The 22,806-nt window shown below is 59.4% G+C and carries 17 protein-coding genes; 11 read left to right on the top strand and 6 right to left on the bottom strand.

The window, feature by feature from the left end; genetic code table 11:
• Positions 1-5 precede the first annotated feature (5 nt).
• Genes LC417_RS14925 through LC417_RS14915 form a run of 3 tightly spaced genes read right to left on the bottom strand, consistent with a single transcriptional unit; the run spans position 6 to position 1,837 of the window.
• Positions 6-704 (bottom strand): molecular chaperone, encoded by a 699-nt coding sequence (locus tag LC417_RS14925; RefSeq protein ID WP_223566085.1) that lies wholly within the window; start codon positions 702-704, stop codon positions 6-8.
• A 25-nt stretch (positions 705-729) separates the two neighbouring features.
• Positions 730-1,245 carry a spore coat U domain-containing protein gene (locus LC417_RS14920; protein ID WP_010249007.1) on the bottom strand — a complete coding sequence of 172 codons (516 nt, stop codon included), beginning with the start codon at positions 1,243-1,245 and terminating at the stop codon, positions 730-732.
• Positions 1,246-1,267: 22 nt separating this feature from the next.
• A complete protein-coding gene (locus LC417_RS14915; RefSeq protein WP_010249006.1) occupies positions 1,268-1,837 on the bottom strand; it encodes a spore coat protein U domain-containing protein in 570 nt (189 codons plus the stop codon).
• Positions 1,838-2,380: 543 nt separating this feature from the next.
• Between LC417_RS14915 and LC417_RS14910 the strand changes: the two genes are divergently transcribed.
• From LC417_RS14910 to LC417_RS14900, 3 genes are all read left to right on the top strand, one after another.
• Positions 2,381-4,462, top strand: coding sequence for a bifunctional diguanylate cyclase/phosphodiesterase (locus LC417_RS14910; RefSeq protein WP_223566084.1), 2,082 nt, complete (start codon positions 2,381-2,383; stop codon positions 4,460-4,462).
• A gap of 153 nt (positions 4,463-4,615) precedes the next feature.
• On the top strand, positions 4,616-6,784 hold the full coding sequence (locus LC417_RS14905; RefSeq protein ID WP_223566083.1) for a bifunctional diguanylate cyclase/phosphodiesterase: 2,169 nt from the start codon (positions 4,616-4,618) through the stop codon (positions 6,782-6,784).
• Positions 6,785-6,909: 125 nt separating this feature from the next.
• On the top strand, positions 6,910-8,313 hold the full coding sequence (locus tag LC417_RS14900; protein WP_010249003.1) for a PLP-dependent aminotransferase family protein: 1,404 nt from the start codon (positions 6,910-6,912) through the stop codon (positions 8,311-8,313).
• Here the strand turns inward: LC417_RS14900 and LC417_RS14895 are convergent.
• A complete protein-coding gene (locus LC417_RS14895; protein WP_010249002.1) occupies positions 8,310-8,792 on the bottom strand; it encodes a YlaC family protein in 483 nt (160 codons plus the stop codon). The genes LC417_RS14900 and LC417_RS14895 overlap by 4 nt on opposite strands.
• Positions 8,793-9,123: 331 nt before the next feature.
• Here LC417_RS14895 and LC417_RS14890 point away from each other — a divergent pair, with 331 nt between their 5' ends.
• The 6 genes from LC417_RS14890 to LC417_RS14865 all read left to right on the top strand — a co-directional run bounded on the left by LC417_RS14890 (position 9,124) and on the right by LC417_RS14865 (position 17,778).
• Positions 9,124-9,723, top strand: a complete 600-nt coding sequence (locus LC417_RS14890) for a cupin domain-containing protein (protein ID WP_010671108.1) — start codon at positions 9,124-9,126, stop codon at positions 9,721-9,723.
• Between the two features lie 124 nt (positions 9,724-9,847).
• Positions 9,848-10,915, top strand: a complete 1,068-nt coding sequence (locus LC417_RS14885) for an ABC transporter ATP-binding protein (protein WP_223566082.1) — start codon at positions 9,848-9,850, stop codon at positions 10,913-10,915.
• A gap of 15 nt (positions 10,916-10,930) precedes the next feature.
• Positions 10,931-11,932 (top strand): ABC transporter substrate-binding protein, encoded by a 1,002-nt coding sequence (locus tag LC417_RS14880; RefSeq protein WP_223566081.1) that lies wholly within the window; start codon positions 10,931-10,933, stop codon positions 11,930-11,932.
• 2 nt (positions 11,933-11,934) lie between these two features.
• The gene (locus LC417_RS14875; RefSeq protein ID WP_340279251.1) at positions 11,935-13,674 is read left to right on the top strand and encodes an iron ABC transporter permease; all 1,740 of its coding nucleotides are present in this window, start codon (positions 11,935-11,937) and stop codon (positions 13,672-13,674) included.
• Entirely contained in the window at positions 13,662-14,750 is a 1,089-nt protein-coding gene (locus tag LC417_RS14870; RefSeq protein ID WP_064689987.1) for an MBL fold metallo-hydrolase, read from the top strand. Before LC417_RS14875 ends, LC417_RS14870 begins: the two co-directional genes overlap by 13 nt.
• 178 nt (positions 14,751-14,928) lie before the next feature.
• Positions 14,929-17,778 carry a bifunctional diguanylate cyclase/phosphodiesterase gene (locus tag LC417_RS14865; RefSeq protein WP_010671103.1) on the top strand — a complete coding sequence of 950 codons (2,850 nt, stop codon included), beginning with the start codon at positions 14,929-14,931 and terminating at the stop codon, positions 17,776-17,778.
• Between the two features lie 41 nt (positions 17,779-17,819).
• Here LC417_RS14865 and LC417_RS14860 read toward each other — a convergent pair whose 3' ends face one another.
• Together LC417_RS14860 and LC417_RS14855 are read right to left on the bottom strand one after the other, a co-directional pair.
• On the bottom strand, positions 17,820-18,884 hold the full coding sequence (locus LC417_RS14860; RefSeq protein WP_010248992.1) for a LacI family DNA-binding transcriptional regulator: 1,065 nt from the start codon (positions 18,882-18,884) through the stop codon (positions 17,820-17,822).
• On the bottom strand, positions 18,881-19,135 hold the full coding sequence (locus tag LC417_RS14855) for a hypothetical protein (protein ID WP_010671102.1): 255 nt from the start codon (positions 19,133-19,135) through the stop codon (positions 18,881-18,883). The genes LC417_RS14860 and LC417_RS14855 overlap by 4 nt, the downstream gene beginning before the upstream one ends.
• Here LC417_RS14855 and LC417_RS14850 point away from each other — a divergent pair.
• Positions 19,107-20,417, top strand: coding sequence for an MFS transporter (locus LC417_RS14850; protein WP_010248988.1), 1,311 nt, complete (start codon positions 19,107-19,109; stop codon positions 20,415-20,417). The two genes, LC417_RS14855 and LC417_RS14850, sit on opposite strands and share 29 nt — an antisense overlap.
• 10 nt (positions 20,418-20,427) lie before the next feature.
• Entirely contained in the window at positions 20,428-22,791 is a 2,364-nt protein-coding gene (locus tag LC417_RS14845) for a TIM-barrel domain-containing protein (protein ID WP_223566079.1), read from the top strand.
• Positions 22,792-22,806 lie beyond the last annotated feature (15 nt).

Here is a 22,806-nt window from a genome sequence, read left to right as displayed (position 1 = left end):
AGCGCTTACTTCTGGGCAGCGCTACGCCACTGGCTCTTGTTAACCTCTGCAGTGAGTTCGCCGCTCACCGGCGAGGTGAGCGGCCAGCGGTGATAGCTGTCAGCCAGCACATAGCCGTATAAGCCTTCGCCCAGTTTGCGACCGCCAATCGCCACATTGCTTAACCGGGCGTGACCGCTGCCGCTGTTGGTTAACTGGAGCCAGCGCCTGCCGCCCTCGCTGACCTGTTGCCAGCGCAGAGCCGGGCGAGCGCTGTCTGTGTTCAGCCCGGTACCGTAAACAAACAGCGGCACCGAATAGCGCATCTGGAAGGTCAGCCCGGCCTGATTCTCGCCGGGATTTCGCGGGGTCGGGATCTCATCCAGCACCACCCGATAGGCCAGCTCTTTACCGGCCGCAGGCGGCGTCTGTTTAATCAGCCTGACCAGCTGTTTCTGGCCTGGCTCCATCCGCACCATTGGCGGGCTGGCAACCACCTGCTGCTGAGTCTGATACTGCTCCTGGCCATTGTTCTGCTGCCAGCTGAAGACGCGGATCTGCATCATGGTGGTGGTGTTACCGCGATTCTCCAGCCAGAGTTCGCTGGCTTTCTCTTCAGGATTAATGGCGGGATCGATGGGCCAGATCATGACCGAATTCGCGGCGAAGGCCGGGGAGAGCAGGGTGGAGCTTAGCAGCAGCAACAGGGCGCGCAGTGGCTTCATGATCATATCCTTGTTTTCTATCACCTCACCAGCTCAGGGTGACGGTCAGCGTGTCGGTATAAACGCCGGCGCGCGCAGTGCCGGGCAGTTGTAGCTGACCGTAGATCGGCAGCGTAATGTTATTGGCATTGCTATAACTCAGCGGCACCGCCTGGTTCACGGGGATCACCGTGGTGCGGCTGGCGTTGCTAAAGAGCGTGTAGGGAACGGTGTTGCTGAAATTGGGCAGCTTCAGGTTACGGGTCGTGGTGAAATTGTTGCCCTGATTAATGCTCATGCTCAGCGTGGTGCCCGGCGTACAGGCGAGATTAATCGAGGTGCTCTGCAGATAGCTGGCGTTGACGGTATTCGCCGCCACGCCAGACTGCGTACCGAAATTAAGCGTGCCAAAGACGCCGGTATTGGTACCGGATATCACGCAGCCTGCCACAATCGACGCGGTAACCTGGAAGGTGCTGGTTGGCAGACTCCAGGCGCTGATACTCCCTGTCAGCAGGGGCAGACCGCATGCGATCGTCAGGCAGGATCGCCAGAGAACCACCCGTATTTACCTGCGACAGCAGTTAATAGTTCACGGCAACGTTAATCGTGTCGGTATAGGTTCCGGCAGGGATCAGGGGATTGAAGCCGCCGCCGACCACCCGGCCATAGATGGCGTAGTTGGTCCCCAGCGTCGGATCGGTGGTACCGCTGGCGGCGATAGGCGTATTGTTGGCGATCGCCGTGGTAAAGGAGGCGTCACTGTAGAGGGTATAGGCAATGCCCTGTGCATTATCCGATCCCAGTACCAGATAACGCGGCGATGCAGAGGCGGTGCCGTAGATGGTCGCCGGTGCAGTATTGCTGCTGGTGACCACCACGTTGTAATCCTGACCAGTGGTGCAGCGCACAAAAATACCGTTACCAGCCGCACCGACCAGTGTGGCGTTCAGGGTATCGAAAGTGGCTGCGCTGCTACCAAAGTTCAGGGTACCGAAGTTAACGCCCGCCGTAGCCGACTGGCCGTTCACCAGACAACCGGTGGTCAGGGTTAACGTGGCATTGATGGTTCCCGAGGTCGTCGCCGCCTGGGTTAATGACGGAATAGCGACAGTTAATCCTGCAGCGGCAAACAGAAAAAGCTTGAGTTTCATAATATTTCCTTACGGATTATCCAGAGTCAGTGCTTTTTCACCCGGTGTTTATTAACGATTCAACCCAAAATAAAGGAAATAAAATAACAAGGGAGGCAGTGCCGCTATCTTAAGAAAAATCTTAGACTTAAGAATGCTGATTTATATCAGTTTTACTTACTATAGATCAGTTAAAGCGTTACGCGAAGCCTTGCTATTTATTTTTGATTAATCAAAACGTCACCCCGGCCGATAACCCAGTAACAGCAAGGCGCGAAGACGAGGCGATAAAACAAAATTCTTTGTTTTTTCGGTATCTGGCATGCTTTCTGCTTCGGTGATATGTTCCTGTACCAATCAGACATAATAACGGTTTACCGGCTTGCTCTGGGGGCGGTTAATAAGATGCAGGTTATAAATGGCCTGCGTCGGCGGGCGCGTTTTGCCTGACCTTCAGGACCAGAAAATACCGAAATTTAATCACTTTCACCCATCGGGTGTTTTCAGATCACTTATCAGACTGTACACAGCACCCGTTTCTCCGCGGGTGGTGAGGAGTTGCACATGTTGCCTGTCACCTGGGATAGCGTCCTGATCTGCGTTTCGCTGATCGTGGTGTTCATTGCCTCTTTTACAGCCCTGGATACCGCCGGACGGGTAGCGGTATCCCGTGGCTGGAGCGCCCGGTTCTGGCTGTTGGTGGGCGGCATCGCAATGGGGATTGGCGTCTGGGCAATGCACTTTATCGGGATGCTGGCGATGATGATGCCGATGATGATGCGCTATGACACGCGACTGACGATCCTCTCGCTGCTGGTGGCGATCCTGGCGTCTGTGCTGGCTTTTGGCCAGACGGTGGGTGGCCTGCATCTCACCCGCCAGCGGCTGCTGCGCGGCACGCTGATCCTGGGCGCGGGTGTGGTGGTCATGCACTATCTTGGTATGTATGCCCTGCTGATTGAACCGCAACCGGAGTGGAATGCGCTGCTGGTGGCGCTCTCTGTGCTGATTGCGTTTGCGGCCTCTGGCCTGGCGCTGTGGCTGGCCTTTCATCTGCGCCAGGGCGATCATCATCTGATGCTGATGCGCGGGCTGGCCTCTCTGGTCATGGGCATCGCCATCGCCGGTATGCACTATGTGGGTATGGCGGCAGCAGAGTTCAGCCACAGCAGTATGATGCAGCCGCACGGCGTCAGTAATGCGGGCCTGGCGGTGTGGGTAACGCTGATTACCCTGACTATTCTGGGTATCACTCTGCTGAGTTCGATGCTGGATGCGCAGCTGCGTGCCGCGCGTCTGGCGACCCGCCTCAATCGCGCTAACCAGGAATTGCGTCAGCTGGCGATGCATGACAACCTGACCACACTGCCCAATCGTGTAATGCTGGAGCATCAGCTCGATCTCGCCATTAAACAGGCGATGCTTAATGAGCATCGCTTTGCCGTGATCTATATGGATCTCGATGGCTTCAAAGCGGTCAATGACACATGGGGACATCACGTCGGTGACCGGTTGCTGGTGGCGGTGGCGGAACGGCTGTGCAGCCAGCTCAGCAACACGATGCTGCTGGTGCGTCTGGGGGGCGATGAATTTGTGCTGATGGCTGAGTGCGATATCAGCGCAGCCCGCCAGCTGGCGCAAAAACTGGTTAAAGTTATCAGTTCGCCGTTTGAACTTGACCGCTATGTGCTGCACGTTTCACTCAGCGCGGGCATTGCGATCTTTCCGCTGCACGGTCGCAACCGGCAGGAGCTATTGTTTAATGCTGATGCGGCGATGTACCACACCAAACACAGCGGACGAAACGGCTGGTGCCTGTTTGAACCGGCCATGAGCGCCGCGACGCAGCATCAGCTGGAGCTGGCGAACGATCTGTGGGAGGCGATAGAGCGCGAGCAGATGCGGCTGTTCTATCAGCCGAAATTCTGTTCAGGCGGCACCAGGTTAATGGGATTCGAAGCGTTGTTGCGCTGGCAGCATCCGCAGCGCGGTTTACTGACGCCAGAGCTGTTTCTGCCGCGCGCCGAAAAAACCGGTCAGATTATTGCGCTGGGTAACTGGGTGATCGGGGAGGCCTGTCGTCAGCTCAGGATATGGCATAGCCAGGGCCACAGTGACTGGACGGTATCGGTGAATCTCTCCGCGTTGCAGTTTCACCAGCGTGATTTGCTGACTATCCTGACGCAGACCCTGGCGCGTTACCAGCTGCCAGGCAGCGCGCTGATGCTGGAGATCACTGAAGCGATTGCCATGCGCGATCCCGCTTTCAGCCAGCAGCGCATTCGTGAATTGCAGCAGGCGGGTGTCAGCGTCGCGATTGATAACTTCGGCATCGGCTATGCCAACCTGCTGCATCTCAAAGATCTGGATGCCAGTGAACTCAAAATTGATCGCAGCTTTATCAACTGCCTGCGGCCCGGCAGTGAAGATGCGACCGTAGTCAGCGCCATGCTGACCCTGGCGCAGAGCCTCAATCTGCGCATGGTGGCGGAAGGGGTGGAGACTGAAGAGCAGCAGCATTTGCTCACCAGCTTAGGCTTTGATGCGTTGCAGGGCTATCTGCTGGGCAAGCCGACGCCAGCGGACCGGGTTGAGGCGCTGAGTTTTCCCTCACTGCGACAGCCGGTGGCGTCACTGTCCGGCTGATAGCGCTGACAGCAACGATAGATTTCATCACTCAGAATGAGTGGAAGGATGCAGGGTTCGCGGCTCATTAACCGCCGGGCTGTGCCGATAACTAAGAGAATAATTTTAAAACCCTCTGCCCAACCACAAGCTCTGCTTTCGCGGGAATGCACTATGTTAGCGACCTCATACGACTCTTTTATCGTCATCGTCTCCGTTCTTGTCGCGATGCTGGCTTCGTTCACCGCCTTAGATATGGCGGGACGGGTAGTGCATTCAACCGGCAAAGTTGCGCTGGTCTGGCTGTTCGGCGGCGGTTTTTCCATGGGCATCGGCATCTGGGCGATGCACTTTATCGGCATGCTGTCGATGAACATGGAGATGGTCATGAGCTACAACGCCGGGCTCACCGCCTTCTCTGCGGCCATCGCTGTCTGTGCGTCGATATTTGCGCTGTGGCTGGTCTGCAATGGCGATCTGCCTTTGCCGCGCCTGGCGGGCGGCGCGCTGATCCTCGGCAGCGGCGTAGTCGCGATGCACTACACCGGCATGGCGGCGCTGATGTTCTCCCCCGGTATCGTCTGGAAATGGGGATGGGTGGCGCTGTCGGTAGCGATCGCCCTGGCCGCCTCTGGCACCGCGCTGTGGCTGGCGTTTAACCTGCGGGAAGGACAGACCAGTCGGGTCACCCTGCTGCGCATTGGCGCATCGGTGGTGATGGGCTGTGCTATTGCCGGCATGCACTACACCGGCATGATGGCGGCAGAGTTTCCCGTCCACAGTCATCCGGTCGGGCAGGGCGTCAACAGCAACTGGCTGGCGATTCTGGTCACGGTGGTCACTATTTCGATTCTGGGCATTACCTTGCTGGTGTCGATGCTGGATGCGCGGATGCAGGCGCGTACCTCGATTCTCGCCAGTTCGCTGGCTGAAGCCAATCGCGAGCTGGCACAGCTGGCGCTGCACGACAACCTGACGCGGCTGCCTAACCGCATCCTGCTGGAGGATCGGCTGGAGCAGGCGATCAACAAAGCGAACCGTGAGCAGAGGCAGTTTGCCCTGATGTTTATGGACCTCGATGGGTTTAAGGCGGTCAACGACGCGTTCGGGCACCACATTGGCGACAGTCTGCTGGTCGGCGTGACCGAGCGCATGAGCGAGCAGATGACCGGCTACTTCACGCTGGCGCGGCTTGGCGGTGATGAGTTTGTGCTGCTGGTGGAGATCGACGATCCCAATGATGCGGCGGCCATCGCCGATAAGCTGGTCAAGGCGGTGGATCGTCCGTTTGATATCTCACGCTATGAGCTGGTGGTATCGCTGAGTCTTGGCATCGCGGTCTATCCCGGCGATGGCGTGGATGAGCGCGAACTGATGTTCAACGCCGATGCGGCGATGTACCACACCAAAAATAATGGCCGCAACGGCTACACCTTCTTTCAGCCTTCTATGAACATTCAGGCCCAGAGCCAGCTTCAGCTGAATAACGATCTCTGGCAGGCGCTGGATCATGATGAACTGCGCCTGTTCTATCAGCCAAAATATTGCGCGCCGAGCGGTCCGATTCTCGGTTTTGAGGCGCTGCTGCGCTGGCAGCATCCGCAGCGCGGCCTGCTGTCGCCCGATAAATTTCTGCCAATGGCAGAAAAGACCGGAATGATTGTCAATATCGGCAACTGGGTAATTCATGAAGCCTGTCGCCAGCTGCGCCAGTGGCATCTGCAGGGCCATCCGCACTGGTCGGTGGCGGTGAACCTGTCGGCGTTGCAGTTTGAGCAATCGAATCTGGTGAAGACGGTGGTGGATGCGCTGGAAAAACATCAGATTCCGGCCGAACTGCTGACGCTGGAGGTGACGGAAACCACCGCGATGCGCGATCCCGATGAGAGCGTGCGTATTCTGACTGAGCTGACCCAGCTCGGGGTGAAAGCTTCAATTGATGACTTTGGCACTGGCTACTCCAGCCTGCTCTATCTGAAACGGCTACCGGCCAGTGAACTCAAGATTGACCGGGCCTTTGTGAACGAGCTGCAGCATCACACAGAAGATGCCACCATCGTGTCGGCGATAGTGGCGCTGGCGCAGTCGCTGCAATTGAAAGTGGTGGCCGAAGGCGTTGAAACCGCTGAGCAGCAGGCCTTCCTGACCAGTCTGGGTTGTAATACGCTGCAGGGCTATCTGCTGGGCAAGCCGGTTCCCCCGGAGCGGGTGCCGGAGCTGGCTGATTATGTGGTGGCAGAAATTGAAGAGGTGATTGCGGAAGTGAGTCTTAATGCCGAAGCCGAATCCGAAGCCGAAGCCGAAGCCGGGCAGCCGCTGACGCCGCAGGTCGCTGTGATCTGACCTGCCTGAAGCCGTGAAGAATCAGCGCAATCGGATAAAGCGATTCGCGCCGCCTGTCATTGGTCGCCGTGCGTGGTAAAGTCTCGCGGTCAGACTATTCACGGTAAAACAAGGAGAGGTCACCCGTGGCGAAATACCAGCGATTGATGGATGAGATTCAGCAGCAGATAGAGGCCGGCATCTGGCTGCCGGGCACCCGTCTGCCGTCATTGCGTCAGCAGGTCGCGCAGCAGGGTGTCAGCCTGATGACGGTGCTGCATGCCTATGAGTTGCTGGAGAGTCAGGGCTGGATCGTCTCCCGTCCACAGTCGGGTTACTACGTTGCACCGCGTGCCTTAGCACCCGCACCGCTGAGCGTGGCGATCAGTGAACAGGTCGATATCAACGACTTTGTGTTTGATGTGCTGCAGGCCACGCGCGATCCGGCCATCGTGCCGTTTGGCTCCGCCTTTCCCGATCCCGCACTCTTTCCGCAGCGCCAGCTGATGCGCTCGCTGGCTAACGTCTCTCATCATCTGACCCCAACCGATGCGCTGCACAATCTGCCGCCCGGCAACGCCACGCTGCGACAGCTGCTGGCGCAGCGCTATGCGCGTCAGGGTATCACCCTGTCGCCGGATGAAATTGTCATCACCAGCGGGGCGCTGGAGGCGCTGAACCTCAGTCTGCAATCCCTGACCGAGCCGGGCGATTATGTGGTGATTGAACAGCCGAGTTTTTATGGCGCGCTGCAGGCGATAGAGCGGCTTAAGCTCAAGGCGCTGGCGATCCCGGTCGATGCCAGAAATGGCATCGACCTCGTCCAGCTGGAGGAGGCACTGCAGCGCTGGCCGGTGAAAGCCTGCTGGCTGATGACCACCCTGCAGAATCCGCTGAGCGTAACCTTAACGCCGGAACGCAAACAGCAGCTGGTCGCACTGCTGGCGCGTTATCAGGTACCGATGATTGAAGATGATGTCTATGCCGAACTCTGGGCAGGTGATGCGCCGCCGCTGCCGGCGAAAGCCTGGGATCGCCAGGGGAACGTGCTGCACTGCGGCTCATTTTCAAAGTCGCTGGTGGCAGGATTTCGGGTCGGCTGGGTCGCGGCGGGGCAGCATGCGCAGCGTATTCAGCGGCTGCAACTGATGAGCACGCTCTCTACCAGTGCGCCGATGCAGCTGGCGCTGGCCGATTTTCTTGCCACGCGGCGTTACGACACCCATCTGAAGCGGCTGCGACAGATTCTGGCGAAGCGACAGCAGATGGTGCGCCAGGCGTTAATGAAGGTGCTGCCGCCGCAGGCCACGGTCAGCGAAGCGCGCGGCGGCTATTTTCTCTGGGTGACGCTGCCAGAAAGCATCAATACGACCCGGCTCTATCAGCGGGCGCTGGCTCAGGGGATCAGTATTGCACCGGGGCAGCTATTTTCGGCAGGTGAGCAGTTCAGGCACTGCTTCAGGTTAAATACCGCCTGGCCGTGGGATAGTCGGGCCGAGGCGGCAATCGTGAAGCTGGGTCAGCTGATGGCGGAAGGGCAGGCGGATTAAACCCGCGCCGCTTCCTGATGGCCCCAGGTCAGGTAGTAGACATCATAGAAGTCCACTTCCCCTTTTTGCGTCAGCAGACGCTGGATACCGCTCTTCACGCGTTCTGGTGTCTCAGGCAGCGACAGAATACGTGAGATTGCCTGTTCGCGCACCGGCTGAATGTAATACCACTCGCCGTTGTAGCAAACGCGCAGATCGAGGGCATCGATATCTTCAAAGCGATATTTCGGGTTGATATCCAGCAGCATCAGCACACTCATCACCAGCACAAACACGGTGGCAAACCAGAAGGCGGGCCAGCCGAGCATCTCTGTGGTGAAAATCAGCGCCACGCACAGGCCGTAGCAGAGATACATTACTGCCCAGAGACCAGGGTGGTTCTTCAGAAACGAGAGGCTGAAACGCGGCAAATTGTCGCGACGTTCTTCGCGGTTAAGCAGGGCGATCTCGTCAATCAGGATTTGTTTAATAGCGTCCATTTGTTACCTCACTGTCATCTGTTAGCTATTACAACAGATAACAGTCAAGCATATCAGAAACAGATCTGTGCTTTTTTTATATAACAGTTTATACGACAGTGACCGGGGAGTCGGGCTGCTGCGCCTGTGTGACTTTCCGCCTGACATTTTGCAACACTTTGCCGCAGTAAGAACCGCTATCCGCCGTCGCGCAGGCACACTCCGACCCTATAGTTAACGACACATTTGGCTTTAGTCAGCAATATCAGTCAATTATCTCAATTGTGTCGTCTGGCGCACATTGCATTGTGCCGCGGGTTTGCCACACTTAGAAAAACATCGGAGAACCTGTATGCGTGCCTCATCCTCCAGTCTGCTATTAATGATGTCCTTTGCCGCTGGCACCTTCTCGGCCGGGGCCTCTGACAATCCTCAGCATCTGATGCTCGCCAGCCCGTCGGGCGGTGTACCCAATAACCCGTTACCTCTGATTATCTGGCCGCGCGTGGTGCCGGAAGAGGAGGAGATCGCCACGTGGTTTGAGAAAACCTTTGAGGAGAACGGCTGGCCACCCGCCTGGCGCTATCCGATCTTCCCGTATACCCATTATCATCCTAATACCCATGAACTGCTGGGCGTCGCTGAAGGCTGGGCGGAAGTGCTGTTTGGCGGCGACAGTGGCCGCATGGTGACCCTGCGCGCAGGCGATGCAGTCCTGATTCCGGCGGGTGTCGGCCATCGGCAGGTCAGCGCCAGCGAAGATTTTATGGTGATAGGCGCCTATCCGCACGGGATGTCGCCGGAGACGCTGCGCGATGAGCCCGCGAAGCTAAAAATGGCCCAGGAGCAGGTAAAAAAAGTGCCGTTGCCGACGCAGGATCCCTTTACCGGCAAAGAGGGCGCATTAACCGAGATCTGGCAGCCGATTGCGGCGCTCACCGCCCAGCAGTAAGTCACGGGGCGAGCACGCCCCGATGCCGCCCGGCTATCGCGTCCCGTAAGCCTGGCTGTCACCGGGCTGTCATCAAACTGTCGTAGCGTTTTGCCCAGCATGTTAACGGCAAAGGCAGAGTAAGATGGCGGCAATATCGTTAACCGGACTGAGCAAAGCGTTCGGCGCGCAGCCGGTACTGGACGCGGTTTCGTTACAGATTAACCAGGGCGAGTTTGTCGCCGTTCTTGGGCCTTCTGGCTGCGGCAAAACCACCCTGCTGCGCCTGCTGGCCGGCTTTGAAACGCTCGACAGCGGTGAAATCCACATCGGTGAACGTCAGGTTGCCGCAGACGGGCTGCACCTGCCGCCGGAAGCCCGCGAGCTCGGCGTGGTGTTCCAGAACTACGCTTTGTGGCCGCATATGACGGTCGCGGAGAACGTCGGCTACAGCCTGAAGGTGAACGGTGTGGCGCGCGCAGAACGCGAACTGCGCACCACCCAGGCCCTGACGCTGGTCGGGCTGGATCGCTTCGCCGACCGCCGACCCGCCGATCTCTCCGGCGGTCAGCGCCAGCGCGTGGCGCTGGCACGCTGCCTGGTGGCACGGCCGACGCTGGTGCTGCTGGATGAGCCGCTGGCTAACCTTGATGTCCATCTGCGCGCCACCATGGAAGAGGAGTTCCGCCGCTTCCATCGCCACAGCGGCGCCACCTTACTCTATATCACCCACGATCAACGCGAAGCGATGGCACTGGCCGACCGCATCGTAGTGCTCGAACACGGCAGAGTGATGCAGTTCGCCAGCCCGCAGACCCTGTGGCGCGAACCGGCTAATGAGATGGTGGCGACCTTTATTGATGAGGGGCGGGTGCTGCCGGTCAGCGACATTGAGCCGCTCGATCCGGGTCAGGCAACCGCCACGCTCTGCGGGCTGCGGGTTTTGCTGCGCTGCTCGCCTCACCAGCGCCCGCTGCCACACGGCAAAGCCAGCTTCCATAGCGTCAGTTTTCACCTCGCCGCTGAGGGAGAGCGGCAGTTTACCGCCCGCGTTGAGCGCATCATCTTTCGCGGTGGCTACCATCAGATCAACCTTCGACCGCTTAATCAACCGGATGTCAGCCTGTCGCTGACGCTTAATGATGTTGCATTACTGGCGGTGGATGACACCGTCGGCGTCGCCGTCGATGACGGCTGGATTCTTCCTGCATAAAGGGTTTCAGAAACCATGAAAACGGCTTTTCGTACTCCGCTTCACACGCTGTTGTTGCTGTCGGGCCTCGCGGCCTCAACCCTGTTGCAGGCGGCCGACGCGCCCGGCGGCAAGCTGGTGGTTTACACGTCGCAGGCACCTGAAATTGCGCAACAGACCATCGATGCGTTTAAGGCCGCGTATCCGGCGGTGGAGGTGGAGTGGACCCGCAACGGCACCACTCAACTGATGAACGTGCTGCGCACGGAGATGATGAGCGGCCAGGTCAAACCCGACGTGCTGCTGGTGGCCGACGCGATCAATCTGGGCGCACTCAAGAAAGAGGGGCAGCTCTATTCATATCCGGCCGCCCCGGTCAGCCACCTGAAGCCTGCCTATTACGATGCGGATAAAACCTTTTTCGGCACCAAAATTATCGCCACGGTGATCGCCTATAACACCCAGCGTGCGAAGCCGGTCAGTAGCTGGAAAGCGCTGGCAGTAGAAGAAAACAGAGGCCAGATTGCGGTCCCCAGTCCCCTCTATTCCGGTGCGGCGCTCTACAAGCTCCATACCGATATCCATACCCCGTCGATTGGCTGGGCGTTCTATCAGCAACTGGCCGCCATCGGTATCGCCCCGCAGGGCGGCAATGGACCGGCGCTGAAAGCGGTTGCCAGCGGCATGGATAAGTATGGCGTGATCACAGATGCCGATATTATCCGCGCCAAAAAGCAGGGATCGCCCATCGATCTGGTCTATCCGCAGGAGGGCGTCTCCTATGTGACCGAGCCGGTGGCGATCATGAAGTCGGCGCATAATCTGCCGGCCGCCAAAGCCTTTGTTGATTTCATGCTGTCGGAAGCAGGACAGCAGCTGGTGGCGAAGCAGGGCAACCGGCCGGTCGATGCCCGCGTGGCGGCACCCGGTGGCTTTGCGCCGATTGAGCAAATCACGCTGCTGACGCCGGACGTGGCACAAGCGGTGGCCGAGGATGCTCAGGTCCGCGAAACCTTTACTGAACTGTTTGGCGGCTGATCGTGAGCGTGCTGGGCAACGAATGGCGAAGAGGCCAGGCCGCCAGGCATCGCAGATGGCGGGCGGAACCGCTGGTGCTGGGCATACTGGTGCTGGTGATCGGCCTGCTGTCGGTGGCACCCTTTGCCCGGCTGATGGGAACCGCGCTGGCACCGGATGGCATACTGGATAGCGATCGCCTGCTGAGATTGCTGACCAGCCGGCGGGTGCTCAGTGCCACACTGAATACCCTGGCGATCGGCATCAGCGCGACGTTGCTGTCGCTGCTGCTGGGAACGGTGGCCGCCTGGCTGGTGGCGCTCACCGATTTGCGTGCCAAAGCGGCCTGGGTATTCGCCTTTATCCTGCCGCTGATGATCCCGCCGCAGGTGACTGCGCTGGCCTGGATACAGGCGCTGGCACCGGGCAGTCTGCTGGCCACAGCGGTGAATGCGCTGGGCGGGACATGGCTGGCACCCGGTCAGCAACCGCTCTATTCCGCGACCGGCATGGTACTGCTGCTGGGTCTGCACAATGCGCCGCTGGTGTTCCTCACGGTGCGGGCTGGCCTGCGTCGACTCCCCGCCGAACTGGTGGAGGCGGCCCGTATCAGCGGCGCATCACCCCGGCAGATTCTGTTCACGGTGATCCTGCCGCTGGCGCGCCCCGCGATCTTCGCCGGGGCGGCGCTGGCGTTTGTCGCTGCGGTCGGGAATTTCGGTATCCAGGCGATGCTGGGTATTCCGGCGCGGGTGCCGACGCTGATTACGCTGGTTTATCAGCAGCTCAATACCCTCGGCCCCGGTGCGCTGCCCAATACCGCCGTCTACTCGATGCTGATTGCGCTGATCACCCTCGCCGGGATGCTGATTAGCGGCTGGCTGGGCGGACGACGCGATGTCCGGGTCAGCGGATCGCCACGACCCTGGCACCAGCCGCTGCGGCGCGCGCGACTGCCGGGCGAAATCATCGCCTGGCTGTGGATGGTGATCACCTTGCTACTGCCGCTCAGCGCCCTGCTGACCACCGCCTTAACCCGCGGTTTCGGTCAGGCTCTGAACTGGCAAACCCTGACGCTGGAGAATTTTCAGCAGGCGCTGTGGGGCTATCCGGCGATACGGCAGGCGTTCTTTACCAGCCTGTGGCTCACCGGCCTGACGGCGCTGCTGCTCAGCGTCATGGCACTGTTCCTGGCTTTCTTTCTCAGCTGGCATCGTACCCGGCTGGTGCGGGGGCTGGGATTCGCCAGCGAGCTGACCTATGCGCTGCCCGGCATTGTCACCGGCGTGGCGGCGATGCTGTTTTTCCTGCGGCCACTGCCGCTGCTGGAATTTTCTCTTTACGGAACGGTGTGGATTATTCTCGCGGCCTATCTGGCCAACTTCCTGGCGCTGGTGTTAAGGCCGACGCTGGCCGGGTTCGCGCAAATCGAACCGTCACTGGATGAGGCGGCGCGCTTATGCGGCGCGGGTCTGATGCGGCGGATGACTGACATCCTGCTGCCGCTGGCGGCACCTTCTGTGCTGGCCGGTGCGTTGCTGGTGTTCCTCACCGCGCTGAATGAAATACAGGTTTCAGTGCTGCTGGTTACCGCGCAAACCCAGACGCTTGGCCCGACCATTATTTTCCTGGATGAAGGCGGATCGGCGCCGCTGGCGGCGGCGGTCGGATGCCTGATGATCGGGATCGTGCTGGGCTTAATGCTACTGGCCTCACGACTGACGCGCCGTCTGCCGCAGGGAGTCCTGCCATGGCAAGCCTGAGGGTGATCAGCGGCGTCGGCGGAAAACTGCCGGCCGCTTTCCTGCTGGAGATAGAGGGATACCGTCTGTTATGGGATTTAGGTGCCGGGCCGGAGCCGGGCGTCCGGCCCGCAGTGGACGCCATCGGCCAGGTCGATGCGCTCTGCCTGACCCATTCCCATGTGGATCACGCGGCGGCGCTGGATAGCTGGGCCGACATCGGTTCACCGCCGGTCTATGCCAGTGAGATCACCTGGCAGCAGCTGGGCGAGGCTGGCGTGCCGGCTCAGGCGCGACGCATCCTGCCATTGCGCGGCCAGTGCGCGCTGGGGCCGCTGAATCTCTTTACCGGTCGCAGCGGGCATTCGCCAGGATCGATCTGGTTTCATCTGCCGATTGCGGGTGGCATCACCTATATGGGCGACTGGAGTCGCGAATCGCTGCTGTTGCCGTTTGATTGCCCGCCACGCGCACGGCTGTTGATTACCGATGGTTCCTATGGCGACCGCAATCAGCGACTGGCGCAGCAGATCGACGCGCTGGCCCTGGCGGCACAAGGGGGCGCCGTGGTCACCGCGCCGCTGCACGGGCGCGGCCCTGAGATGGCGCTGCAGCTCAGCGCTCGCGGGCTGCCGGTGGTGATGTGTCCCCAGGTGCGCGAAGAGGTGGCGCAGTTGCTGGCGCTCAACAGCCTGCCCGCCGCGGCGATGCTGGCGCTGGCCCGGCTATTGCGCGTCGCAACACCCGACCACTGGCGACCGGATACGGTAATTGTCGCGGCGGATGCGGTGGCTGACAGCGGGCTGGCGGCGCAGCTCAGCCATCAGCCCGACTTTCGTCTGATCTTTAGCAGTCACGTTTCCAGCGGCACCCGTGCCTTTGAGATGCTGCAATCCGGCATGGCACGCTGGCTGCCGTGGAATGTGCATCCGCCCCTCGACGATCAGCTGGCGCTGATCAGACAGACGGCGGCCCAGAAAGTGATCCCGGCGTTTGTCGCGCCGCAAGAGTGCCAGCAGCTGATGAGCCAAAGTCCGGCAATGCTCTGCTGGCAGCACCGTTATTCGCTCTCCTCGCGCTGGGAGCGGGTCGCCTGACGCGCCGCCGCCACGGAGTCATTGAACATTTACTCGCTGCTGCCGATAAACCCCTTATAAACACTGATTAATCTTCTTAATGCGCTTGTCATCTCAGCTCTTTTCGGCTGTAGTCTGCGCACGCTATTAAGAACATTCCTAAGCCGTCATCCGGCTACAGAGCAGCAGGCTAATCACAATGGATAATAACTCTGAGGTCATCTATCGCATGCTGGTACAAAGCGTGAATGATTACGCCATCACTATGCTAAAACCTGACGGTATCATCGGCAGCTGGAATCAGGGTGCTCAGCGCACGATAGGCTATACGCCAGACGAGATGATTGGCTGTAGCTTCGCTCTGTTGTATAGCGAAGAAGATCGCCGCCGGGGCCTGCCGCAGCGTGGGCTGGATATGGCTGCGACTGCCGGACACCATGAAAGCGAAGGCTGGCGCTATCGCAAAGATGGCAGTGCTTTCTGGGCACACGAGACGATCGACCCGATACGCAATGACGCCGGTCTGCTGGTGGGATACGCCTGTATTACCCGCGACTGCACTCAGCAGCAGGAGCAGCAGCGCAAAGAGCGGGAGCAGGAGATGCGCTTCCGCCTGCTGGTGGAGGGCGTTACCGATTACGCTATCTATATGCTCGATCATGACGGCAACGTGGTGAACTGGAATGCCGGGGCACAGCGCGCCAAAGGCTATGTGGCGGAAGAGATTGTCGGCCAGCATTTTTCCCGCTTCTACAGCGCCCAGGATCGCCTGAACCGTGTCCCGGAGCAGAACCTGCAAACTGCTTATCGCACCGGCCGCTTTGAAGATGAGGGCTGGCGCTACCGCAAAGATGGCAGCGCCTTCTGGGCGCATGTGGTGATCGACACGATCCGCGACGATCAGGGTAAGCTGCTGGGCTACGCTAAAATCACCCGCGACTGCACCGAACAGCAGCGCGTCCGCAGCCAGCAACGGGAGCAGGAGCAGCGTTTCCGTCTGCTGGTAGAAGGGGTCACCGATTACGCCATCTATATGCTCGATGTCGACGGCGTGGTGGTGAACTGGAATGCCGGTGCGCAGCGTGCCAAAGGGTACAAAGCGGATGAAGTGGTGGGTCAGCACTTCTCGCTGTTTTACAGTTCCCAGGAGCGGCTGAACCGCATCCCGGAAGCGAACCTCGGTATCGCGCTTAAGACCGGCCGTTTTGAAGATGAGGGCTGGCGCTACCGCAAAGATGGCAGCGCCTTCTGGGCGCATGTGGTCATCGACGCGATCCACGATGATGACGGCAAGCTGGTCGGCTTCGCTAAGATCACCCGCGACCGCACGGAACGCCGTGAGCAGGAGCAGCAGGTGCTGCGCGCCCGGGATCTGGCTGAAGCCCAGAGCACCCAGAAAACCGCGCTCTCTAAATTCCTGGATAATATCATCGCCAACATTCCCTCCTGCGTGATTGTTGAAGATGCGATCACCCGCGAGATCCTGCTGGTTAACGACCGCACTCAGCAGCTGTTTGGCCTGTCGAAATCGCTGATCGTCAACAAGCGCCCGCATGAATGTATGTCGCCCGAACTCAGCGATTACTTTAATAATCTGGCGGATGTTGCGCTGCGCAGTGAGGGCATGCATGAACGTGAGCAGTTGCTGATGACCGCCAGCGGCGAACGCATTCTGCATACCCGCGCCACCGCGATTAACGGTCAGGATGCGCGACGTAACTACCTGATGCTGCTGGTGGAAGATGTCACTGACCAGCGCGCTGCTGATGCCCGTATTCACCATATGGCGCACCACGACAACCTCACCAGCCTGCCGAACCGCATTCTGTTCCGCCAGCGTCTGAGTGAAGCCTTGCGCACTGCCGGTCAGATACAGCGCCAGACCGCCGCGCTCTGCCTTGATCTCGATAACTTTAAAAATGTGAACGATGCGCTGGGCCACCAGATTGGCGACGAGTTGCTGCGCAGTGTGGCTAAGCGTCTGCGTAACGCGCTGCGTGACCAGGATACTCTGGCGCGTATCGGAGGCGATGAGTTCGCCATCGTGCTGCCTTCGGTGGCCAGTAATGAAGAGGCGAGCATTGTGGCGCAGCGCCTGATTGAGGCGATTCGCCCGCCGGTCAACGTTGAAGGCCATAATCTGTCGGTCGGGCTCAGCGTGGGGATTGCGCTCAGCACCACCATCACCAATACGCCGGAGCAGCTGCTGCGCTGTGCGGACATGGCGCTGTATGAAGCCAAACGCAACGGTCGCAACCGTTATGAGCATTTCACGCTGGAGATGGATGATGTGGCGCGCAGTCGACGCCTGATTGAAAACGATCTGCGCGATGCGATTAGCGGCGGGCATCTGCGGCTCTACTATCAGCCCATCACCAACGGCGATAACCGCACCATCATTGGCTATGAGGCGCTGATGCGCTGGCATCATCCGATTCGCGGGCTGATCATGCCCAACGACTTCATCCCGATCGCTGAAGAGACCGGCCTGATCCATATGCTGGGGGCGTTTGCACTCTATGAAGCGTGTCGCGAAGCGGCGAGCTGGGAAGGGGAGCAGTCGGTCTCGGTCAACCTCTCACCGCTGCAGTTTAAAAACAGCTCGCTGGTACCGGTGGTGGAAGGCGCGCTGAAAGAGTCGGGTCTCGATCCGGCGCGGCTGGAGGTTGAGATCACCGAATCGGTGCTGCTGGATGATTCGCTGGGTAATATCCGTACCCTGCAAAATCTCAAGGCACTGGGCGTGCAGATTGCGCTGGATGATTTCGGCACCGGCTATTCGTCGCTGAGCTATCTGCGATCTTTCCCGTTCGACAAAATCAAAATCGACAAATCCTTTATCAATGATATGGGTGACAGCCGCGAGGCGCTGGCGATTATCCGCGCCATCACCGGCATGAGTCGCAGTCTGGATATCCAGATTACTGCCGAAGGGGTGGAGAGCGATGAGCAGTTCGCTAAGCTGCGCGATGAGGGCTGTACCCTGTTCCAGGGCTTCCTGTTCGGACGGCCTCAGCCGTCGGAACTGCGGCTGAAAACGCTGGGTTAACCCGCGCCGGGTTAATCCATACCGTGTTAATCCATAGCGTGTTAATCATAGAGGCCATGCTGCTGGACCGGTGCATGGCTGAGATTATCGCGAATGCGCCGCACCGACTCGCGCACCACCAGCCTGCCATTCAGCAGCAGGCTGCCAGTGGGTGTGCCGGGATTCAGTCGCATCTCCTGCAACATTCTCACTGCCGCTGCGCCCAGCTCATCACGCGGCACCTGCACCGAGGTCAGCGGAATATCGTGGATAGCGGCCAGGTTAAAGCCATCCATACTCATCACCGAAATATCCTGCGGCACCCGCAGACCGGCCTGCTCCAGGGCAGTGACGGCGCCCGCCGCAATGTAATCACCGCTGGCGAGAATCGCGGTCGGGCGAAGCGCATCAGGGCAGTGGCGCAGATATTCACTCAGCCGCTCCGCCGCTTCATTGCTGCTGAAGCTGTTCAGGGTCAGCAGATGCTGGCGGCTGTCAAACCGCAGGTTCATGGCATGCCAGGCGTCGCGCACCCCCTGCAATCGCTGCTCCATGGTGTAGCGGCGTAAGCAATGCAGCGACAGGATCTGCCGGTGTCCCTGCTCAAACAGATAGCGCGCTGAGAATTCACCAATCAGCTGATGATGGGGCGAGACCGAAGGCAGGCGCATTCGGCGATCGCGGGCGTTAATCAGCACGCAGGGTTTGTTCATCTCCGCCGCCAGCTGATGAATATGCTCATCATCAATGCCGATCAGCAGTGCCGCTTCGGTCTGCTGCATCTTGTCGATAAACAGCGCCGCATCACTTTCCACCTCCTCCAGCGGGCAGTAGCGCAGCCGCACCTCATGCGGCTCCACCGCCTGGCTGATCCCCTGAATCACTTTGTAGTAGAAGATGTCACTGCGTACATCAAAGGCGCGCGGCGGGGCAAAGACCATCAGGTTATTCAGCAGCAGGCGACCACTGTGCAGGTTGTTTAGCACGCCCTGTTGCTGCGCCACGGCCAGCACTTTGTCACGGGTGGCGGGCCGGGTATTGGCTTTACCCGCCAGCACCCGCGACACCGTACTGATGGAGACGCCGCTGAGTGCCGCAATTTCGCTTACTTTCAGCCTTTGTTTCATTCTGTGATCGCCTTCAAATCTGCTGATGAAAAATTTTTCATAACCTGCTGAATCGCGTCAGATAAGCGTTTCAGTGCCATTTTCTGCCGGGATTCAGCCTGCCATGAAAAGCGTTGCAAAAAAGTGTCTGTACCCACGTTTCGCACTTTTCTAAGTTCGTTACAGGACACGCGGTACGCCAGCAGGCGGTGTGCGTCATCAATGGCAATCAGGAGTGGCACAATGAGCCTCGAATCAACAACCAAACCCATCAGTGCATCCCGCACGGTGCGCGTGATTAAAAATTTACGCTGGTGGATGCTGGGAATGTTCCTGCTGGGTGTAACCGTCAACTACATCACCCGCAACTCGCTCGGCATTCTGGCACCGGAACTTAAAAACAGTCTGCACATGACGACCGAACAGTACTCCTGGGTGGTGGCGGCGTTTCAGCTGGCCTATACCCTGTTTCAGCCAATCTGCGGCTGGCTGATCGATGTGATCGGACTGAAGATGGGCTTCCTGATCTGTGCGCTGATCTGGTCGGTGACCTGTCTGTTGCACGCCGGCGCGGGAAGCTGGCTGCATCTGGCATTGCTGCGCTTTGTCATGGGCGCCTCTGAGGCGGCGGCAACGCCCGCGAACGCCAAAGCGATCGGTGACTGGTTTCCGAAAAAGGAGCGTCCGGTCGCGGCGGGCTGGGCGGGCGTCGGCTTTTCGATTGGTGCCATGCTGGCACCACCGATTATTTATGTCGCACACATAACGTTTGGCTGGCAGGGCGCCTTTCTGCTGACCGGCGGGCTGGGCCTGCTGTGGGTTGCACTCTGGTGGTGGGGCTATCACTCGCCCGAGAGCCATCCTCGTCTCTCTGATGAGGAGCGGGCCTTTATTAATCAGGACAACGAAGCGATCGGGGAAAAACTGCCGTTCTTCACCGCGCTGAAAGTGATTGGTAAAGAGAAGAAATTCTACGGCATCGCCATTCCGGCTTTTCTGGCCGAACCGGCCTGGGCGGTACTGAGCTTCTGGGTGCCGCTCTATCTGGCCAATGAGCGCGGCATGGATCTCAAACAGATCGTGATGTTCGCCTGGCTGCCGTTTCTGGCGGCCGACCTCGGCAGCGTCGCCAGCGGCTATCTGACCAAAATCTATGTGCGCTGGTTTGGTCTCACCCGTGTGAATTCGATTGTCGCCAGTTCGGTGACCGGCGCACTGCTGATGGTCTCCCTGGCGCTGATGACGCTGGTAAAAGATCCCTGGCTGGCGATCGCCCTGATCTCCGTCGGTGGCTTCGGCCATCAGGTGATCTCCTGCATGCTGAGCGCGCTGGTGGTGGAGCGTTTTGATCGCCGCCAGATGGCCACGGTCAACGGCATGCGCGGCTCCTGCGCCTGGATCGCCAGCTTTATCTTCTCGCTGATTATCGGTGTCACCGCCGATACCATCGGCTTCAATCCGCTGTTTGTGGCGATGGGCTTCTTTGACCTGATTGGTGCCGTTTTCCTGGTGATGCTGGTCGCCGAACGCCGCCAGCGCCCTGCTAACCCATAAGGATATCGCGATGAAAACCCTGAAGAACTGGACGATGCATCAGCAGGCCGATCACTTTGTTGAACTCAAGGTCGAAGATCGTCACTTCCTGCGGCTTTACGTGCTGGAGGATAAGCTGATGCGCGTGCTGCTGAAGCGCGACGGTGAGCTGGCGCTGAACCGCACCTGGAGCATTGCCCCTGTCAGCGACGTGCCCTGGCAGGGGCGGGATCGTGAGGCGCTGGATGGCTTTACGCTGCCAGCATTTAAGGTTGAACACGATGCGCAGCAGTTGCGCATCAGCACGCAACGGCTGCGTGTCACGGTGCATCAGCCGCTCTGCCTGAGCTGGGAGCAGTTTGATGGTGAGAGCTGGCAGCCGCTGGCCGCCGACCGTCACACCGGTGCCTATCTGCTCAATGCGCACGGCGACGGGGTCGAGCACTATCAGCGTCGCCAGCCGCAGGATCGGGTTTATGGCCTGGGCGAGAAGAGCGGCGACCTGAACCGCGTTAACCGCCGTTTTGAGATGCGTAATCTGGACGCCATGGGCTACAACGCCGCCAGCACCGATCCGCTCTATAAACATATTCCGTTTACCCTGACGCAGCGCGATGGCGTCAGTTTTGGCCTGTTTTATGACAACCTGAGCAGCAGCTGGCTCGATCTGGGGAATGAGCTGGATAACTACCATCTCCCTTATCGTCGCTACCGCGCCGAGGCGGGCGATCTCGATTACTACATGATGCTGGGCCCGACGCTGCTCGACGTCACCAAAGCCTTTGTGCGTCTGACCGGTCGCACCCTGTTTCAGCCGAAGTGGAGCCTGGGCTACAGCGGGTCCACCATGCACTATACCGACGCGCCCGACGCGCAACAGCAGCTGCAATCCTTTATCCGTCTGTGTCGCGAGCATGAAATTCCCTGCGACTCGTTCCAGCTCTCATCGGGTTACACCTCGATTAACAACAAGCGCTACGTTTTCAACTGGAACTACGACAAAGTCCCGAATCCCAATGCGCTGAGCGACGCGTTTCATACTGCCGGAATGAAGCTGGCGGCCAACATCAAACCCTGCCTGCTGCAGGATCATCCGCGCTATCAGGAAGTGGCTGCGCAGGGGCTGTTTATTCGTGACTCTGAGCAGGATCGTCCTGAGCGTTCGGTGTTCTGGGACGATGAAGGCTCGCACCTCGACTTCACTCATCCGCAGGCGGTGCGCTGGTGGCAGGAGAATGTCACCCGGCAGCTGCTGGAAAAGGGCATCGATTCCACCTGGAATGACAACAACGAATATGAGGTGTGGGATGGCGAAGCGCGCTGTCACGGTTTTGGTCAGCCGATCGCCATCAAGCATATCCGGCCGGTAATGCCGTTGCTGATGATGCGCGCCTCAATGGAAGCCCAGCAGCAGTTTGCACCGGACAAACGCCCTTATCTGATCTCCCGTTCCGGCTGCGCCGGGATGCAGCGCTATGTACAGACCTGGAGCGGCGATAACCGCACCAGCTGGCAAACCCTGCGCTACAACATCCGCATGGGACTGGGGATGAGCCTCTCAGGGCTGTTTAACGTCGGGCACGATGTCGGCGGCTTCTCGGGCGATAAGCCGGATGCCGAGCTGTTTGTGCGCTGGGTTCAGAACGGCGTTATGCATCCGCGCTTTACTATCCACTCCTGGAATGACGATCACACGGTAAACGAGCCCTGGATGTACCCGGAGGTCACGCCGATGATCCGCGAGGCGATCCGGCTGCGCTATCGCCTGATGCCCTACCTCTATAACCTGGCGTGGCAGGCCAGTGTGGAAGATGAGCCGATGCTGCGCCCGACCTTCCTCGATCACGAGCAGGATCCGCTGACCTATCAGGAGTGTGATGACTTTATGCTGGGGCGCGATCTGCTGGTCGCCAGCGTAGTGGAGCAGGGCGCGCGCAGTCGTGAAGTCTATCTGCCCCGTAACCGCGGCGGCTGGTATGACTGGCACAGCGGCAAGGCGTTTGCGGGCGGTGAGACCATCACGCTGGATGCGCCGCTGGATCGGCTGCCGCTGCTGGTAAGGGCCGGTGCGGTGATCCCGCTGGGCGAGTGCGAAAGCACCACCGATGCGCGGCGTGATACGGTGCGGCAATGGCAGCTATGGCCTGCCCCCGAAGGCGTGCAGACTCAAGGCGAAATGTTTGATGACGATGGCGAGAGCCACGGCTGGCAACAGGGGAATGCGCTATGGCTTCGCTGGACGCTCTGCAGCAGCGCCACGCGTATCGACCTGACGGTGGAAAAACGTGGAGATTACCAGCCAGCCTGGCGGGAGATCGCGCTGTTACTGCCTGCGGGGGAAAGCCGTGAACTGTGGGTGAATGGCGGGAAAGCCGCGAGTTACCGGCTGGAATAGCGGTGCAGTGGTGTC

The organism is Pantoea sp. OVA07A, from assembly GCF_019969975.1.
Classification (GTDB): domain Bacteria; phylum Pseudomonadota; class Gammaproteobacteria; order Enterobacterales; family Enterobacteriaceae; genus Pantoea; species Pantoea agglomerans.
Note: the sequence above shows the minus strand (reverse complement) of the source record. Positions and strands in the feature narration are given on the sequence as shown.

Excerpts from the sequence above, each read along its gene's own strand:
- LC417_RS14925 (WP_223566085.1), bottom strand. The coding sequence starts at position 704 with ATGAAGCCACTGCGCGCCCTGTTGCTGCTGCTAAGCTCCACCCTGCTC.
- LC417_RS14880 (WP_223566081.1), top strand. The coding sequence starts at position 10,931 with ATGAAAACGGCTTTTCGTACTCCGCTTCACACGCTGTTGTTGCTGTCG.
- LC417_RS14845 (WP_223566079.1), top strand. The coding sequence starts at position 20,428 with ATGAAAACCCTGAAGAACTGGACGATGCATCAGCAGGCCGATCACTTT.
- LC417_RS14910 (WP_223566084.1), top strand. The coding sequence starts at position 2,381 with ATGTTGCCTGTCACCTGGGATAGCGTCCTGATCTGCGTTTCGCTGATC.
- LC417_RS14860 (WP_010248992.1), bottom strand. The coding sequence starts at position 18,884 with ATGAAACAAAGGCTGAAAGTAAGCGAAATTGCGGCACTCAGCGGCGTC.
- LC417_RS14865 (WP_010671103.1), top strand. The coding sequence starts at position 14,929 with ATGGATAATAACTCTGAGGTCATCTATCGCATGCTGGTACAAAGCGTG.
- LC417_RS14915 (WP_010249006.1), bottom strand. The coding sequence starts at position 1,837 with ATGAAACTCAAGCTTTTTCTGTTTGCCGCTGCAGGATTAACTGTCGCT.
- LC417_RS14850 (WP_010248988.1), top strand. The coding sequence starts at position 19,107 with ATGAGCCTCGAATCAACAACCAAACCCATCAGTGCATCCCGCACGGTG.
- LC417_RS14885 (WP_223566082.1), top strand. The coding sequence starts at position 9,848 with ATGGCGGCAATATCGTTAACCGGACTGAGCAAAGCGTTCGGCGCGCAG.
- LC417_RS14895 (WP_010249002.1), bottom strand. The coding sequence starts at position 8,792 with ATGGACGCTATTAAACAAATCCTGATTGACGAGATCGCCCTGCTTAAC.
- LC417_RS14855 (WP_010671102.1), bottom strand. The coding sequence starts at position 19,135 with ATGGGTTTGGTTGTTGATTCGAGGCTCATTGTGCCACTCCTGATTGCC.
- LC417_RS14870 (WP_064689987.1), top strand. The coding sequence starts at position 13,662 with ATGGCAAGCCTGAGGGTGATCAGCGGCGTCGGCGGAAAACTGCCGGCC.
- LC417_RS14890 (WP_010671108.1), top strand. The coding sequence starts at position 9,124 with ATGCGTGCCTCATCCTCCAGTCTGCTATTAATGATGTCCTTTGCCGCT.
- LC417_RS14905 (WP_223566083.1), top strand. The coding sequence starts at position 4,616 with ATGTTAGCGACCTCATACGACTCTTTTATCGTCATCGTCTCCGTTCTT.